Below are 14,776 nucleotides of genomic sequence, written 5' to 3'. Positions count from 1 at the left end.
TTGGTGTCTCTGGGGTGCTGCCGGGCACACGGCGAGTAAACGCCGTCGGGCGGTGCGACGCCATAACGATCCATTTGGCACTGTTGACCGTAATGGTCGCTGACGGGCACACGACCGGAGCCGGCCGGGTCTCGGGGCTGACACGACAACAATGACGTGCTTTCGGGTTCCGCGGTTGCGAGACCACGGAACGGTTCGGCGAGGTCACACACCGGAAGGAGGGGAGACACCCTTTGTCTCGACTCGCACCGCACTGGGAATTCCTGGGCGGCTCATGGATAACTCCCGGGAAGTGAACGCATTGCGCTCCGGCGACGGCTGAGCGTGACGAACACGCCTGCGTCACACGGGGTTTGACGGAGCGAAATGCCGAGGGAACGTGAAAAGCGCTTATGCCGGGCGATCATTGCCGGCGCTCGGGGCGTCGGCCGGGCGGTTGCCCGGGTTCCGGTCGCGCCGGCACCTGGGGAACCGGACGGGATTGCGGTTCACCGGCCACTACCGTCAACTTCTCGCCGCAGTGGCCGATTTCCAGTGGATCGCCCGCGACGAGAGTGTACGTGACCTCGGAGCCGTCGATCTCCACCCGCAGCCGTGCCCCGCGCACCTGCACGCTGAAGGCGAGACGCCCGATCATCTCCGGGAGCCGGGGACGGAACGAGACCTGGCCGTCGCCGTGCCGCATGCCGCCGAAGCCCGCGACCAGCGCGAGCCAGGTACCGGCCAGCGAGGCGATGTGCAGGCCGTCACGGGTGTTGCGTTCCAGGTCGTCCAGGTCCATCAACGCCGCCTCGCCCACGTAGTCGTAGGCGAGGCGCAGATGTCCCACCTCCGCGGCCATCACCGCCTGGCAGCAGGCGGACAGCGAGGAGTCACGCACCGTCAGCGGCTCGTAGTAGTCGAAGTTGCGGGCCTTCTCCTCGTCGGTGAAGGCGTCGCCCCGCGTGAACATCGCCAGCACCAGGTCCGCCTGCTTGATGACCTGCTTGCGGTACAGGTCGAAGTAGGGGAAGTGCAGCATCAGCGGGTACTGGTCGGGCCGGGTGTCCGCGAAGTCCCAGGGCTGGCGCCGGGTGAAGCCCGCCGACTGCTCGTGCACGCCCAGGTCCTCGTTGTACGGGACGGTCATCGCCTCGGCGGCGTCCCGCCACGCGGCGGTCTCCTCCTCCCCCACCTCGAAGTCCGCGGCGCGTTCGGGGTTGCGCTCCACCACGTCGGCGGCGGCCCGCAGGTTCGCCTGGGCCATCAAGTTGGTGTACGTGTTGTCGTAGCCGACCGCGCTGTACTCGTCGGGGCCGGTGACGCCGTCGATGTGGAAGCGTCCGTGCGGATCGTGGTGGCCCAGGGAGTGCCACAACCGGGCGGTCTCCACGAGCAGTTCGAGCCCGGTCTCCCGTTCGAAGGCGGTGTCACCGGTGACGGAGACGTAGCGCACGACCGCCTCGGCGATGTCCGCGTTCACGTGGAACGCCGCCGTGCCGGCGGGCCAGTAGGCGGAACACTCCGAGCCGTCGATGGTCCGCCAGGGGAACGTCGCCCCGCGCAGGCCGAGTTGGCGGGCCCGGTCGCGTGCGGCGGGCAGCGTCGACTGGCGCCAGCGCAGCGCCTCGGCCACCGAGCCCGGAGCGGTGTAGGTCAGCAGCGGCAGCACGAAGCTCTCGGTGTCCCAGAAGGAGTGCCCGTCGTAGCCGGAGCCGGTCAGGCCCTTGGAGGGGATCGCCCGCTGCTCGGCACGGGCACCGGCCTGGAGCACGTGGAAGAGGGCGAAGCGCACCGCCTGCTGGATCTCCGCGTCGCCGTCGATCTCGACGTCCGAGCAGCCCCAGAACTCGTCGAGGCAGGCGCGCTGTTCGTCCACCAGCCCCTGCCACCCGGTGCTGGAGGCCCCGGCGAGGGCCGCGTCGACCTGGTCGACCACCGCGGGCAGGGAGCGCACGGCGGACCAGCCGTAGGCGACGAGCTTGTCCAGGCGAAGCGTCTCGCCGGGCGACAGTCGCGAAGTGACCGTCATGCGGCTGACGTTGTCGCCGCTCTCGCTGGAGGTGCGGGTGCCTTCGGGGCCGTCCACCACGTGGTCGGCGGCCGCCGCGACCCGCAGTCCGCTGGACTGGGTGCGGTGCACCAGGCGCAGCCGCTCGCCGTGCGCGAAGTGGTCCTCCGGCACCAGGGGGGATTCCAGCGCGGCCGACACCCGCGGGTCCTCGGTGGCCTTCGGCAGCTGCTCGTTGGCGACCAGCTCGGACTGGATCACCAGGCGCACCTCGGTGTCCAGCGGCTCGACCTCGTAGCGCACCCCGGCGACGGCCCGCTGGGACAGCGAGACCATGCGGGTGGAGCGCACCCGCACGGTGCTGCCGGCCGGGGAGGTCCACTCGACGGTGCGGTGCAGCAGCCCGGTGCGCAGGTCGAGTTCGCGGGTCTGGGAGCGCAGCCGCCCGTAGCGCAGGTCGAACGGCTCGTCGTCCACCAGCAGCCGGATGATCTTTCCGTTGGTGACGTTGATGACGGTCTGGCCGGACTCCGGGTAGCCGTACCCGGCCTCCGCGTACGGCAGCGGGCGCAGTTCGTGCACGCCGTTGAGGTAGCTGCCGGGCAGGCCGTGCGGCTCGCCCTCGTCGAGGTTGCCCCGCCAGCCGATGTGGCCGTTGGACAGGGCGAAGACCGACTCGCTCTGCGGCAGCACCTCGAGGTTGAGGCCGGTCTGCCGCACTGACCAGGGGTCCACCTGGAACGACGGATGGCTGATCACGAGCCCTCCCCCAGCAGCTGGGACAGGTCCTGCACCACGGTGTCCGCGCCGTGCTCGCGCAACGCGGTGGCCTGGCCGACCCGGTCGACGCCGACGACGTAGCCGAAGTGGCCGGATCGCCCCGCGTCCATGCCGGCCAGGGCGTCCTCGTAGACGGCGGCGGCCGCGGGGTCGACACCCAGGTCGTGGGCGGCGGCCAGGAAGGTGTCGGGGTGCGGCTTGCCCGGCAGGGCGCGCTCCTGGGCGACGATCCCGTCGATGCGCACGTCGAACTCGTCCAGCAGGCCGACCGAGGCGAGCACGTCCTTGCAGTTGGCGCTGGAGGACACCACGGCGGTGCGCATCCCCGCCTCGCGGGCGGCGGCCAGGTAGCGCACGGAGCCGGGATACGCCTCGACGCCGTCCTCGCGGATCTTGCGCAGCAGCAGTTCGTTCTTGCGGTTGCCCAGGCCGTGCACCGTCTCGCGGTCCGGCGGGTCGTCGTCCGCGCCCTCGGGCAGTTCGATGTCCCGGGAGGCGAGGAAGGCACGCACCCCGTCGGCGCGTGGGCGGCCGTCCACGTACTCGTCGTAGTCGGCCACCGGGTCGAAGGGGGTGAAGCCGGCGCCGTCGCGTGAGCGCAGGAAGTCGTCGAACATCGACTTCCAGGCGGCGGCGTGGACGACGGCGGTCTTGGTCAGCACCCCGTCGAGGTCGAACAGACAGGCACGGATGTCGTTCGGCAGGCCGATGGTCGTCATGCGCTGCGTCTCCCCGCGCGGCCCGCGCCCCATGCCTGCCGTCCCGGCGCGCCACGGGGGCGGGTCGGCGATGCCACCCGTTCGGCGCAACGGCGGGCGGGCCGCGGTGCGGGCGGGCTCCGGGTGGCGTCGCGGGGGCGGTGGCGGGTCCGGGCCGCGCCCCCGGCGTGCGGGCGTGCCGCGCTGTAGCGTGAGGGGCGGCCTCCCGTGCGGACGCGGCCCGCGTGACCGCGTGAGCCACCCGTGGCGGGCGAGGCCTGTGGCGCCGGATCGGGCCGAGGCGGGAAAGGGGTATCCCAGGATGACGTCAGATGCGACACCGCCCCGGGCGGGCGGCTCGCCGCGGCTCACCTCGATCGTGATCTTCGTGCACGACCTGGAGGAGTCCACCGCGTTCTACCGTGACCTGCTGCTGATGGACCTGGCCACCCGTTCCACCTCGGCGGCGCTGCTGACGAACGCGGACGGCGACCAGGTCTACCTGCGGGCGATCGGGGCGCGCGGCGAGCATCCGTTCGGCAGCGTGGGGACGCAGTACGCCATCTGGACCGCGGTCGACCAGCGGGACCTGGAGCGCTGCGAGAAGCTGCTCAAGGAGCGCTCCGCGCACGTCGCCACGACGACGGCCTCGGGTCTGACGCTGGTCGAGGGGCGCGACCCCAACGGTCTGGCGTTCATGGTGACCCACCCCGGTCCGGACCAGGCGGCCCGCGATGAGATCATGGCCCGCGTCTACGCCTGGTGAGGGCGGCGGCGTACACGCGGTGACCGCCGGGCCGGTGCCCGATGAGCCCGTGGCGCGCGGTGGCCCGGTGTGATCCGGCGTACGCGTGTCTACGGTTCCAGACGGCGCACGACCCTGGCCGGACTGCCGACCGCCAGTACGCCCGCGGGCAGGTCGCGCACGACCACCGATCCGGCGCCGACCACGGTGTCCGCGCCGATCGTCACCCCGGGGCAGACGATGACCCCGCCGCCGAGCCAGACGTTGTCACCGATGGTGACCGGCACGGCTTTCTCCCATCCGGCCCTGCGGCGCGCGGCGCCGAGTTCGTGGGTGGCGGTGAGCAGCTGGACGTTGGGACCGATCTGGACGTCGGCGCCGATCGTGACGGGCCCGGTGTCGAGGAGGACCGCGCCCACGTTGACGAAGGTGCGCGGGCCGATCCGGATGTTGTAGCCGAAGTCGCAGTGGAACGGCGGGCGGATGCGCACCCCCTCCCCGACCGAGCCGAGCAGCCGCTCCAGGATCTCCCGCCGCCGGTCCGCGTCCGGCGGTGCCGGGGCGTTGTACGCGGCGCACAGCTCGATCCTGTGCGTGGTGTCCGCGGCGAGTTCGGGGTCGTCCGGCAGGTACCACTCACCGGCCAGCATCAGCCGTTTGTTCTCGCCCACGGGTCTCCTCACGTCGCCGGTGCGGTCGCCGACCGGCACGCTATACCCGGCGTGCCGGAGCGTCGCGCGTCGTACCGGTCCCTCCGGGGCACCATGAGGACATGGCCAACGACCTGGACCGCACCGCCGACGCGGCGATCGCCTGCGCCCTGCGCTCCGACGCCGACGGCATGGCGTCGCTCGTCACCGACATGGACGCGTTGCAGCTGCGCAAGCTCGCGGTGCGGCTGGCGGCCCGTACCGCGGAGGCGCTCACCGAGTGGGCGGCCGACGCGGGCGCCACGCCCGAGCAGACGCTCATGATGTGGCAGGCGGCGATCCTGCGGGCCCGCCGGGAGGAGAGCGAACGCGAGGCGGAGGGCGACGGCGGGGCGTGAGCCGCCCGGGCCGGGTGTCGTCCCGGGGCGGCGTTCAGGTCTGGTCGGGCAGCGGTGCCAGCAGCGACTTGGCCATCGGTGTGGTGGTCAGTAGCAGCGCCCCGGCCAGCGTGACCGCGGCGCCCGCCAGTTCCGGCACCAGCCACCAGCCGGTCCTGATCCGCTCTCCGTACAGCACCACGCCGAGGCTGATGCTGAGCACCGCGTCGCCCATGGTCAGCACGGGCTGCGAGGCGGCGATGGGCCCCGATTGCAGCGCGTTCTCCAGCAGGAACAGCGCCGCCACGCCGGCCAGCGCGAAGCCGTAGGTCTGCCAGGCGGTGAAGAACCCGACGGGCCCGCGGGTGTCCCAGGTGTACGCGGCGGACTTCATCAGGGCGGCGGTGAGCGCGTAGCCGATGGCGGCGCCCAACGCGAAGGCGGCGGCTCGTGCCTTGCCCGCGGGCCTGCGCAGCGCGGCGCCGATGAGCAGCACGGTGACCGCACCGCACAGCACCAGCACCGGGATCCAGCGGACCATTCCCGTCTGGCTGCTCCCGGCGGTGGGCGAGGCGGCGCCGAGCGCGGTGCCGACGCCCACCACGATGCAGGCCACCCCGGCCCACCCCTGCCGGGGCAGTGAGCGGTGGAAGATCAGGCCCGCGATGAGCAGCGCGGTCGGCAGTTCCAGCACGAAGATCGGCTGTACGACGGAGAGCGCGCCGTTGTAGAGGGCGAGCGCTTGGAAGCAGGCGGCGGCCATCACGGCGGCCATTCCGCCCAGCCACACCGGGCGCCTGGCCAGGCTGGTGATCAGCGAGCCGCTGAAGCCCTTCGACAGCGGTACGGTCGACGCGGCCCGGCGCTGGAGCACCGTGGCCAGGGCGTTGCTCACGGCTGCCAGCAGCGCGCAGACGACGGCCACGGCCATCCCCACCGGCGGCTCTCCTTCCCTGGGCGGTCCCGCTCGGTCCGGCGGCCCCGGCGGGCGCCCCCGCATCACCATTGTGGTCGACTTCCCGGGCGGACCGCGCGTCAGGGCGTCACCGGAGTAACAATCGGAAGCCGGAGCGCCGCCACCGGGGCGGCATCCATGCGACGGCCTGGAGTGCGGATGAACGTGGCGGACCTGCTGACCGACGCCTTCGAGCGCGTCCACGCGTCGGTGCACGACGCGGTCGAGGGGCTGTCGGCCGACCGGCTGGCGACCCGGCCCGAGGGGTCGGCCAACTCGATCGCCTGGCTGGTGTGGCACCTGACCCGGGTGCAGGACGACCACGTCAGCGACGCCGAGGGCGTGGAGCAGGCGTGGACCGCGCAGGGCTGGGCGGACCGCTTCGGCCTGCCCTTCTCCCCGTCCGACACCGGTTACGGGCACTCCGGCGACGAGGTGGCCGCGGTGCGGGCGTCCGCGAAGCTGCTCACCGGCTACCACGACGCCGTGCACGAACGCACGCTCCGGTACGTGGGCGGGTTGTCGGGGCACGACCTCGACCGGATCGTGGACGACGCCTGGGACCCGCCGGTGACCCTCGGGGTGCGGCTGGTCAGCGTGGTCAACGACGCCACCCAGCACGTCGGACAGGCGGCCTTCGTCCGCGGATCGCTGCTGAACGGCTGAGGCGGACCGCCACCGCGCGGCACGGCGAAAACCGGCCTTCCGCCCGGGTCCCGGAGTGATGAAGACGACCCGGCCTGTCCCCCTGCGCGCCCGCCCCCGTGGCTAGGATCGGCGCGGGAACCGCGGCGGCACGCCGCGGAGGGGGGAACAAACGAAGATGAGAACAGCCGCCAAGTCGGCTTTCGCCGTGGGCACCGTCGCGCTGCTGGGCCTGGGGGGCGTGGGCGCGTACAACGTCGTGCACGCGCTCACCGGTGACGACGCGTCCTCGGCGAGCCGGACCTTCGATCCGGACGCCGTCTCCAGCACTCCGCCGGACCCCGCGAAGGCGGTGTCGTTCGCCCAGTCGTTCCTGGGCAGTTGGGCGTCAGGCCCGGCGCACTACGCGGGCGCCGCCAGTGACACCGACGCTCCGGACACCACACAGGCCGCGCTCCGCAAGTACCACGACGGCCTGGGCCTGACATCGCTGTCGTTCTCCGGGGTGCACGCGGCCGGAGCCGATCCCTCGGTCACCGGCGGCGCGAAGGTGGCGTTCACCGTGACCGCGCGGGTCACCGGCGGGACGTGGAGCTACCCGGGCACGCTGGACGTCGTGAGCAGTGGTTCCGGGCAGGACGCGGTGCACTGGAGCGCGTCCGTGCTCTACCCGGGCCTGCACGACGACCAGACGCTGGTGGCGGGTCCGGTCCCGCCCGCGTCGTCGTCCGTGTCGGTGGTCGCCTCGGACGGGAAGACCCAGCTGACCGCCGCCCGTTACCCCTCGCTCGGCGCCATCGCCGCGACCATCGCGCAGAACGCCTCGGGCAAGTCCACCGGCGCCTCGGGCAGTGGTGTGTCGGTCGCCGACGCGTCGGGCGCACCGCAGTCGGCCGTCAAGGTCTTCACCGCGCCCAAGGCCGCCACCGTGACCACCACCATCGACCCGGTGCTCCAGGCGGCGGCCGAACGTGCCGTGCTGGACCCGCACGTGGCGGGCAAACCCGCCTCGGTCGTCGCCCTCGACCGGCGCACCGGGCACATCCTGGCCGTCGCCTTCCACGGGTCCGACGGCGACACCGCGATCAACGCCGAGCTGGCGCCCGGCTCCGCGATGAAGATCATCACCTCCGCCGCGCTCTTCGACCGCATGGGCATGAGCCCCGGCAGCCCCGCGCCGTGCAACGCGACGCAGCTCGCCGCGGGGCAGACCTTCCACAACGAGTCCGACGTACCGGCGAATTCCAACGCCACGATCGAGCAGGCCTTCGCCGAGTCGTGCAACACCGCCTTCATCTACGACGGCTTCCACTACCTGGTGCACGGCGACGACGCGTCCGTGCTGCACGACGAGGCGGCGAACGTCTTCGGGCTGGGCAGCTGGTCCATCGGCGGTGGCGTGCAGACCGCCGACCCCGGCATCCCCGCCGATCCCCAAGGCAGCGACAAGGCGGCCCAGTTCATCGGCCAGGCGCAGGTGACGATGAGCCCGCTGGTACTCGCCTCGCTCGCGGCGACGGTGCGCGACGGCGCGTTCCACCAGCCGGTCATCCTGCCGGGTCAGGCCCAGACGGCCGCGCCGCAGCAGATGTCGGCGCGCACGGCAGGCTACCTGCGGCAGATGATGCGGGCGGTCGTCACCGGCGGCACGGCCACGCCGCGCCTGGGCGACCTGCCGGACGTCGGCGCCAAGACGGGCACCGCCGAGGTGGGCGACGGCACCAACGGGTGGCTGACCGCGTACGACGACGACACCGCGGTGGCCTCGCTGGTGGAGGGCGGCAGTTCGGGCGTGGACTCCGCGGGCTACGTCGTACGCACCGTCCTGACGGCCCATTAGCTTCGTCAACTCCTTTTGTCGAGACCCGACGTTGGGGACACCCGGCACCCGACCACCGCGCGCCATCCGGCGTTCACCTCGACGTCGCCGGCGGACGGCAGTCTTCGGCCCGTCCGCCGCGCCGACTTGGAGGAACGAACACGATGGCCGAACAGACGGGTACACCCGAGGGCTCGCAGACCGGACTCAGCCGCCGCGGCGCTCTCGGGCTGATCGGCGCGGGCGCGGCGGCGGCCCCGCTGCTGGGCGCGGGCCAGGCGGACGCGGCGAGCCCCGCCGCGGGTCCGGCGGCCGGTGCCGCCCCCGCGTTCAGCGCCAGGCCCGGCTCGGTCGGCGCGCCCCCGGTGCAGGGGCTGCACCTGACCTTCGGGGCCGACCCGTCCGGCGAGGTCACCGTCTCCTGGCTCACCGACGCGCCGGTGAGCGCGCCCCGGGTGCGTTACGGCACGCTGGAGCACGGCTTCGGCTCGACGGCCTCGGCGGTCTCCCGCACCTACGTCGACGGCACCTCCGGGCGGACGGTGTACGTGCACCACGCGGCGCTGCGGCGGCTCGCGCCCGACACCGCGTACGTCTACACCGCGTGGCACGAGGGCGCCACGCCGGACGGCGGCAGCTTCCGTACGGCGCCGCGCGGGCGGGCACCGTTCACCTTCACCAGCTTCGGCGACCAGTCGGCGCCGCAGGTGACGTGGAACGCGGACGGCACCCCTGGCATGGACGCCAACTCCACGCCCGCCACCAAGGACATCGTGAGCGGCGTCGAGCAGGTCGCGCCGCTGTTCCACCTGCTCAACGGCGACCTGTGCTACGCCAACCTGGACGTCGACCGGGTGCGCACCTGGAACAACTTCTTCACCAACAACACCCGCTCCGCCCGCTTCCGGCCGTGGATGCCCGCCGCGGGCAACCACGAGATCGAGAAGTCCAACGGCGCCATCGGTCTGGACGCCTACCAGACCTACTTCGACCTGCCCTCCACCGAGACCGACCCCGAACTGCGCGGCCTGTGGTATGCGTTCACCGCCGGTTCGGTGCGGGTCATCGTGCTGCAGAACGACGACAACTGCCTCCAGGACGGCGGGGACCTCTACATCAGCGGCTACTCCGGTGGACGCCAGCTGGCCTTCCTGGAGCGGGAGTTGAAGGCGGCCAGGTCCTCGCGGGCGATCGACTGGGTGGTGGTCGCCATGCACCAGGTGATGATCAGCTCCTCCGACGCCAACGGCGCCGACCTCGGCCTGCGCCTGAAGTACGGTCCGCTCTTCGACAAGTACGGTGTGGACCTGGTGGTCTGCGGCCACGAGCACAACTACGAGCGGTCGCTCGCGGTGCGCGGCACGATCGCGGGCAGCGAGACGCTCACCCCCAACCCGGTCTCGACGGCCACCGACTCCATCGACACCTCGCTCGGCACCGTCCACATGATCCTGGGCGGCGGCGGGGTCTCCGGCACCACCAACCAGGACTTCTTCAAGGACGGCTCCGCCAAGGTGCTCACCGCCGTCTCCTCGACCGCGGGCGCGAACGGCAAGCGCACGCCGACCTACGTCAAGGAGCAGGCGGTGTGGACCGGCGTGCGGGACCTGGAGCACCCGTACGGCTTCGCCGCGTTCACCGTGGACCCCGGCCGCTTCCCCGGCGACACCACGCGGATGCACGTGACGTACTACAACGTCAACAAGCCGCACGGCGAGCTGTCGGTCTTCGAGCAGTTCACCCTGCACCGCAAGCGCACCGACGGGCCACGCTGATCCGCCCGGCGGGCGGACCCGCGCGGCACGCCGCGTCGTCGCCTAGCGCACCGGCCCTCCGCCGCGCCGGGCGTCGGTGCAGCCGTCGGTCGCGCAGGTCCGCCAAGGCCCCCAGGGGCCACCGGCGCCGAGCTGGGTGATCTCGCAGTAGTAGCCCGACGAGGCGTTCCACAGGTGGGCCACGACGGTGAGCCCGCCGTCCGGGTTCTCGGTCACCGAGGTCGGCGTGCCGACCGGCTCCGGCTCGGGGCCCGTGCCCAGGTCGGTCCACGAGCCCCAGGTACCGTGGGCGTCCTGGGCGGCGGAGAACAGCTCGTTGTCGGTGGCGTCGCTGTAGACCGCGAAGTACGCCAGCCGTCCGTCCGCCATGCGGTACAGGTACGGGTAGCCGAAGGAGAACGGCACCGACGCGCCCGAGGACGGGCCGAACGCGACCGGGGCCGACCAGGGGCCGCCGGGCCGGGTCTGCGCGACGCGCACGATGTCGGTGCTCTGGTACTCCATGGTGAACGCCTCCAGCCTGCCGTCCGCGTCCTCGGCGGCCGACAGCACCGGGTACTGGTTGTTGAGGCGGGCCGTGCCGACCTGCTGCCAGGAGCGGTACGCGCCGCCCGGCACGGTCTGCGTGCGGTACCACAGGTGGTCGGCACCGGTGGTGTCGGTGAAGACGCCGAACTGCGCGGTGCCGCCGTCGCGTCTCGCCACGGACACCGTCTCGACCTGGGTGCCGGGTGAGCCGGCGGCGGTGTGTGACGGTCGCGGCGCGGTGGCCTGCGCGGCGGACGGCACGAGACCGGTGCCGACGGCGAGCAACGCGGTGACGGCGGCCGACAGCACGGCGCGCCTGGTGCTCGTACGCATGGGATCGCCCCTCGGTGAGGATGCCTCGGTGGAGCGGAGGCCGGACGGCGGAACGGGCAGCCACATCCTGCCGGGCCCGCGTCGGGCGCGCCCCGGCTTCCGCGGGTTCGGCGGGGATTGGCTCAAAGGCCGCTGCCAACGGGCGTCGCGGGGCGGGGCCCGCGCCCGTGCCGGGCCGCCCGCGGTCACAATGGGGGCATGGCACGACGCACCGCACGCCGCTCGCACACCATTCGGCCCGCCGCGAGCCGCCCCGCCGACCCGGGCTGTCCCTGCGGCCTGCCGGCCGCCTACGACGACTGCTGCGGGCGGCTGCACCGGGGCGAGGCCGCGGCCGCCACCGCCGAGCAGCTGATGCGGTCGCGCTTCGCGGCGTTCGCCCGGCGCGACGAGGCGTACCTGCTGCGCAGCTGGCATCGGGACACCCGGCCGGCGTCCGTGTCGTTCGACCCCGGCACGCGATGGGAACGGCTGGAGATCCTGGCCACGAAGGACGGCAGCGCCTTCCACACCGAGGGCACGGTGGAGTTCCGGGCCCACTTCACCGACGCCGGGCACGCGGGTGCGCTGCACGAGACGAGCCGCTTCACCCGGCAGGACGGCGCGTGGGTGTACGTGGACGGGGTGATCGACGCCTGACGGCCGCGCGGGCGGGTGCCGGTGGCCGCCTCATTAGGGTGGGGGCATGGAGATCTGGATCAATCCCGCGTGTTCCAAGTGCCGTGCGGCGACGCGGCTGCTGGACGAGGAGGGCGCGAGCTACACCGTGCGGCGCTACCTGGACGACCCGCCGACCGCCGCCGAGCTGCGCGCGGTCCTGGAGCGGCTGTCGCTGGAGCCGTGGGACATCACCCGCACCGCGGAGCCCGAGGCGAAGGAGCTGGGCCTGAAGGAGTGGCCGCGCGAGGGCGCGCACCGCGACCGCTGGATCGAGGCGCTCGCGGCGCACCCCGGGCTCATCCAGCGCCCGATCGTCACCGCGGACGACGGCACGGCCGTGGTCGGCCGCACCGACGAGGCGGTCCGCGAGGCGCTGGGACGCGGCGGGAAGTAGGGCACGGGCGGGCGCGGGCGGCGGACGCGTACCGTCGCCCGCGCCACCTCCACGCCTCCCGCCCCTGTCAGCCCGACGCCTCCCGCTCGCGCAGCGCCCAGCCGAACAGCGCGCCCGCATAGATGACGAAGCCGGTGCCGATCAGCCAGGACTGCACCACGAGCACGGTGCCGATCTGCCCGTAGGAAACGGCGCTGGAGACGATCCACGGGGCGAAGACCCAGGTGGAGAAGAAGCGCAGGCCCACGAGACCGGCGACGGTGGCCACCGCCCCGGGCAGCAGCCGGGAGGCGGGCACCCGCTCGCACAGCAGGAAGTGCTGGAACCACCAGAAGAACACCACTCCGCCGACGACGGTGAGCGAGATGTGCAGCCCCGGCTCGACGATCGTCCCGGCGAACAGGTGGCGGCTGTTCGCCGCGATCAGCACGTAGCCGATCAGCACGCCGAGCGCGATGGCCTGCCGCCAGGTGGCGTGCCAGGGCGCCGACTTCACGCCCCAGATGCGCTCGTAGCCCACCTGGATGGAGCCCACGAAGGTCACACCGAAGACGGCGAGGGCGGCGAGACCCAGGACGGTGGCGGTGCTCAGCACGGTGCTGGGCGCGCTGAAGAGCTGGTCGACCGCCTGCGCGGAGCGGCCGGAGACGCCGAGCCCGGCCTTCAGCCACGCCACGAACCCCTGCCGGCCTCGCGCCGAGGCGGCGGCGACCACGATCAGCAGCGGGACCAGCGTCACCAGGCCGAGCGCGGAGAAGCCCAGCGCCCGGTGCATCAATTCGATGTCCCTGCCCACCCGCCACAGCCGCAGCGTCATCCGCACGACCCACGGGCGCTCGCGCGGCGGCTGGTGCGGCGCGCGGTGGTCGTCGCGCCCCGGACCGGGGGCCCCGGGGTCCGGCACCGACTCCATGGCGGTCTCCTACCCAGTGGTGTCCGCTTACCCGGTGCTGTCGCGCGCCGCCGCGCGCGGACGGCGTCGCGGAACCTCCCGCGCCGGGACTCACAAGGTTTCCACACGATTCACCGTTACGGTGCCGGGCGCCACGGCGTCGGCGGATCCGGCGGGATCGGTGAGAGGGGAGCGGCGGACGATGGACCAGCGGCTGGTGCTGGCGGAACGGTACGAGGTGTGCGGGCACCTGGGCCGCGGGGGGATGGCGGAGGTGCTGCGCGCCCGGGACCTGCGACTCGGTCGTGACGTCGCGGTCAAGGTGCTGCGCGCCGGGTCGGCCGCCGACGCGGCGTTCCGGGCCCGGTTCCGCAGGGAGGCGCTGTCGGCCGCCGCGCTCAACCATCCGGCGGTGGTGTCGCTCTTCGACGCGGGTGAGGCCGAGGTGGACGGCGAGCGGGTGCCGTTCATCGTGATGGAGTACGTCCGGGGCAGCACGCTGGAGCGGCTGGCGCGGGGTGGGCCGGACGGGTCACGTCCGTCGCCGGAACGTGCCCTGCGGCTGACGGCTTCGGTGCTGGACGCGCTGGAGCACGCGCACGCCGCCGGCATCGTGCACCGCGACATCAAGCCGGCCAACGTGATGGTGGTGGACGGCGGGAGCGCCGACGCGGTCAAGGTGATGGACTTCGGCATCGCCCGGCCGCTGGGCGCGCGGGGTGTGACGATCACGGCCGCGTCGATGGTGGTCGGCACCGCCGAGTACCTCTCGCCCGAGCAGGCCAGGGGCGCGGACCTGGACGCGCGGACCGATCTGTACTCCACGGGGTGCCTGCTGTACGAACTGCTCACCGGCAGGCCGCCGTTCACCGGTGACTCGCCGCTGGAGGTGGCGTGGAAGCACGTGGAGGAGGAGCCGGTCCCGCCATCGCGGTACGCGCCGGGCGTGCCCGCGGCGTGCGACGCGCTGGTCCTGCGGGCGCTGCGCAAGGACCGCGAGGAGCGCTTCCCGGACGCGGCGGCGATGCGCGATGCGGTACGGGAGGCGCTCACGCGGCCGCACCACGCGCCGTCCCACGCACCGCAGGACCCGCCGCACGGCGCACCGCAGGACCCGCCGCCCGCCACGGTCGTCGACCGCGTCGCCGTCGAGGCACCCGCCCCGGGCCGTGGCGGTGCCCGGCGCACCCTGCTGGTCTCGTCCGCCGTGGTCGTGGCGGCCGTCGCGGTGGCCGGTGCGATCGGGGTGCACGCGATGCGCGGCGCCTCCGGTGACGGATCGGCCGACGCGAGCGGAACGGGCACGGCGACCGGGACCGTCGTCGCGCCCGACCTGCGCGGGCAGAGCCTGGCGCAGGCCCGCCGCAGCGCCCGGGCGGACCGCCTGCGGGTCGGCGGCGTGCGGGCCGGGGCGTGCGCGGGCGGCACCACGCAGCGCACCGTCTGCGCCCAACAGCCCACCCCGGGAAGCCGGGTGACCCCCGGCACGGCCGTCAGCCTCCAGGTCTCGCCACTGCTGCCCCGGCGCGGCTGAG

14 protein-coding genes are annotated in these 14,776 nt (G+C 73.2%); 8 read left to right on the top strand and 6 right to left on the bottom strand.

Annotated elements, in window-relative coordinates; all coding sequences use genetic code 11:
- Positions 1-403 precede the first annotated feature (403 nt).
- Both K7472_RS00940 and K7472_RS00935 read right to left on the bottom strand, forming a co-directional pair.
- Positions 404-2,749, bottom strand: coding sequence for a glycoside hydrolase family 65 protein (locus K7472_RS00940; RefSeq protein ID WP_222972999.1), 2,346 nt, complete (start codon positions 2,747-2,749; stop codon positions 404-406).
- Complete coding sequence (locus K7472_RS00935; protein WP_222972998.1) at positions 2,746-3,489, bottom strand: beta-phosphoglucomutase family hydrolase; 744 nt, start codon at positions 3,487-3,489, stop codon at positions 2,746-2,748. Before K7472_RS00935 ends, K7472_RS00940 begins: the two co-directional genes overlap by 4 nt.
- Before the next feature lie 301 nt (positions 3,490-3,790).
- Here K7472_RS00935 and K7472_RS00930 point away from each other — a divergent pair, with 301 nt between their 5' ends.
- Positions 3,791-4,234, top strand: a complete 444-nt coding sequence (locus K7472_RS00930; protein ID WP_252394909.1) for a VOC family protein — start codon at positions 3,791-3,793, stop codon at positions 4,232-4,234.
- Between the two features lie 89 nt (positions 4,235-4,323).
- Here the strand turns inward: K7472_RS00930 and K7472_RS00925 are convergent, their stop codons facing one another.
- On the bottom strand, positions 4,324-4,884 hold the full coding sequence (locus K7472_RS00925; protein ID WP_308013707.1) for a sugar O-acetyltransferase: 561 nt from the start codon (positions 4,882-4,884) through the stop codon (positions 4,324-4,326).
- Positions 4,885-4,985: 101 nt separating this feature from the next.
- Between K7472_RS00925 and K7472_RS00920 the strand changes: the two genes are divergently transcribed.
- Positions 4,986-5,261: a hypothetical protein gene (locus K7472_RS00920; protein ID WP_109449506.1), complete on the top strand. Its 276-nt coding sequence runs from the start codon at positions 4,986-4,988 to the stop codon at positions 5,259-5,261.
- Between the two features lie 34 nt (positions 5,262-5,295).
- On the opposite strand, the gene K7472_RS00915 is transcribed toward K7472_RS00920, so the two are convergent.
- Positions 5,296-6,171 (bottom strand): DMT family transporter, encoded by an 876-nt coding sequence (locus K7472_RS00915; protein ID WP_222973523.1) that lies wholly within the window; start codon positions 6,169-6,171, stop codon positions 5,296-5,298.
- Between the two features lie 183 nt (positions 6,172-6,354).
- On the opposite strand from K7472_RS00915, the gene K7472_RS00910 reads away from it, so the two are divergent.
- From K7472_RS00910 to K7472_RS00900, 3 genes are all read left to right on the top strand, one after another.
- The gene (locus K7472_RS00910) at positions 6,355-6,861 is read left to right on the top strand and encodes a mycothiol transferase (protein WP_222972997.1); all 507 of its coding nucleotides are present in this window, start codon (positions 6,355-6,357) and stop codon (positions 6,859-6,861) included.
- A gap of 157 nt (positions 6,862-7,018) precedes the next feature.
- Positions 7,019-8,680 carry a penicillin-binding transpeptidase domain-containing protein gene (locus K7472_RS00905; protein ID WP_222972994.1) on the top strand — a complete coding sequence of 554 codons (1,662 nt, stop codon included), beginning with the start codon at positions 7,019-7,021 and terminating at the stop codon, positions 8,678-8,680.
- Positions 8,681-8,823: 143 nt separating this feature from the next.
- The gene (locus K7472_RS00900; RefSeq protein ID WP_222972992.1) at positions 8,824-10,434 is read left to right on the top strand and encodes a purple acid phosphatase family protein; all 1,611 of its coding nucleotides are present in this window, start codon (positions 8,824-8,826) and stop codon (positions 10,432-10,434) included.
- A 42-nt stretch (positions 10,435-10,476) separates the two neighbouring features.
- Here the strand turns inward: K7472_RS00900 and K7472_RS00895 are convergent, their stop codons facing one another.
- Complete coding sequence (locus tag K7472_RS00895) at positions 10,477-11,295, bottom strand: DUF8189 domain-containing protein (RefSeq protein WP_222972990.1); 819 nt, start codon at positions 11,293-11,295, stop codon at positions 10,477-10,479.
- A gap of 198 nt (positions 11,296-11,493) precedes the next feature.
- On the opposite strand from K7472_RS00895, the gene K7472_RS00890 reads away from it, so the two are divergent.
- Both K7472_RS00890 and K7472_RS00885 read left to right on the top strand, forming a co-directional pair.
- Positions 11,494-11,934, top strand: coding sequence for a YchJ family protein (locus K7472_RS00890; protein WP_222972988.1), 441 nt, complete (start codon positions 11,494-11,496; stop codon positions 11,932-11,934).
- Between the two features lie 46 nt (positions 11,935-11,980).
- Positions 11,981-12,349, top strand: a complete 369-nt coding sequence (locus tag K7472_RS00885; protein ID WP_222972986.1) for an arsenate reductase family protein — start codon at positions 11,981-11,983, stop codon at positions 12,347-12,349.
- A gap of 67 nt (positions 12,350-12,416) precedes the next feature.
- Here K7472_RS00885 and K7472_RS00880 read toward each other — a convergent pair whose 3' ends face one another.
- The gene (locus K7472_RS00880; protein WP_252394908.1) at positions 12,417-13,262 is read right to left on the bottom strand and encodes a YhjD/YihY/BrkB family envelope integrity protein; all 846 of its coding nucleotides are present in this window, start codon (positions 13,260-13,262) and stop codon (positions 12,417-12,419) included.
- 181 nt (positions 13,263-13,443) lie between these two features.
- Between K7472_RS00880 and K7472_RS00875 the strand changes: the two genes are divergently transcribed.
- Positions 13,444-14,775, top strand: coding sequence for a protein kinase domain-containing protein (locus K7472_RS00875; protein ID WP_222972985.1), 1,332 nt, complete (start codon positions 13,444-13,446; stop codon positions 14,773-14,775).
- Position 14,776 lies beyond the last annotated feature (1 nt).

Origin of the sequence: Streptantibioticus parmotrematis (genome assembly GCF_019890615.1) — a bacterium.
Taxonomy (GTDB): Bacteria; Actinomycetota; Actinomycetes; order Streptomycetales; family Streptomycetaceae; genus Streptantibioticus_D; species Streptantibioticus_D parmotrematis.
This window is presented reverse-complemented; position numbering and strand designations above follow the sequence as displayed.

Coding starts and splice junctions, on each gene's coding strand:
- K7472_RS00920 (WP_109449506.1), top strand. CDS start 4,986: ATGGCCAACGACCTGGACCGCACCGCCGACGCGGCGATCGCCTGCGCC.
- K7472_RS00895 (WP_222972990.1), bottom strand. CDS start 11,295: ATGCGTACGAGCACCAGGCGCGCCGTGCTGTCGGCCGCCGTCACCGCG.
- K7472_RS00900 (WP_222972992.1), top strand. CDS start 8,824: ATGGCCGAACAGACGGGTACACCCGAGGGCTCGCAGACCGGACTCAGC.
- K7472_RS00890 (WP_222972988.1), top strand. CDS start 11,494: ATGGCACGACGCACCGCACGCCGCTCGCACACCATTCGGCCCGCCGCG.
- K7472_RS00905 (WP_222972994.1), top strand. CDS start 7,019: ATGAGAACAGCCGCCAAGTCGGCTTTCGCCGTGGGCACCGTCGCGCTG.
- K7472_RS00910 (WP_222972997.1), top strand. CDS start 6,355: ATGAACGTGGCGGACCTGCTGACCGACGCCTTCGAGCGCGTCCACGCG.
- K7472_RS00885 (WP_222972986.1), top strand. CDS start 11,981: ATGGAGATCTGGATCAATCCCGCGTGTTCCAAGTGCCGTGCGGCGACG.
- K7472_RS00880 (WP_252394908.1), bottom strand. CDS start 13,262: ATGGAGTCGGTGCCGGACCCCGGGGCCCCCGGTCCGGGGCGCGACGAC.
- K7472_RS00875 (WP_222972985.1), top strand. CDS start 13,444: ATGGACCAGCGGCTGGTGCTGGCGGAACGGTACGAGGTGTGCGGGCAC.
- K7472_RS00935 (WP_222972998.1), bottom strand. CDS start 3,489: ATGACGACCATCGGCCTGCCGAACGACATCCGTGCCTGTCTGTTCGAC.
- K7472_RS00915 (WP_222973523.1), bottom strand. CDS start 6,171: ATGGCCGTGGCCGTCGTCTGCGCGCTGCTGGCAGCCGTGAGCAACGCC.
- K7472_RS00930 (WP_252394909.1), top strand. CDS start 3,791: ATGACGTCAGATGCGACACCGCCCCGGGCGGGCGGCTCGCCGCGGCTC.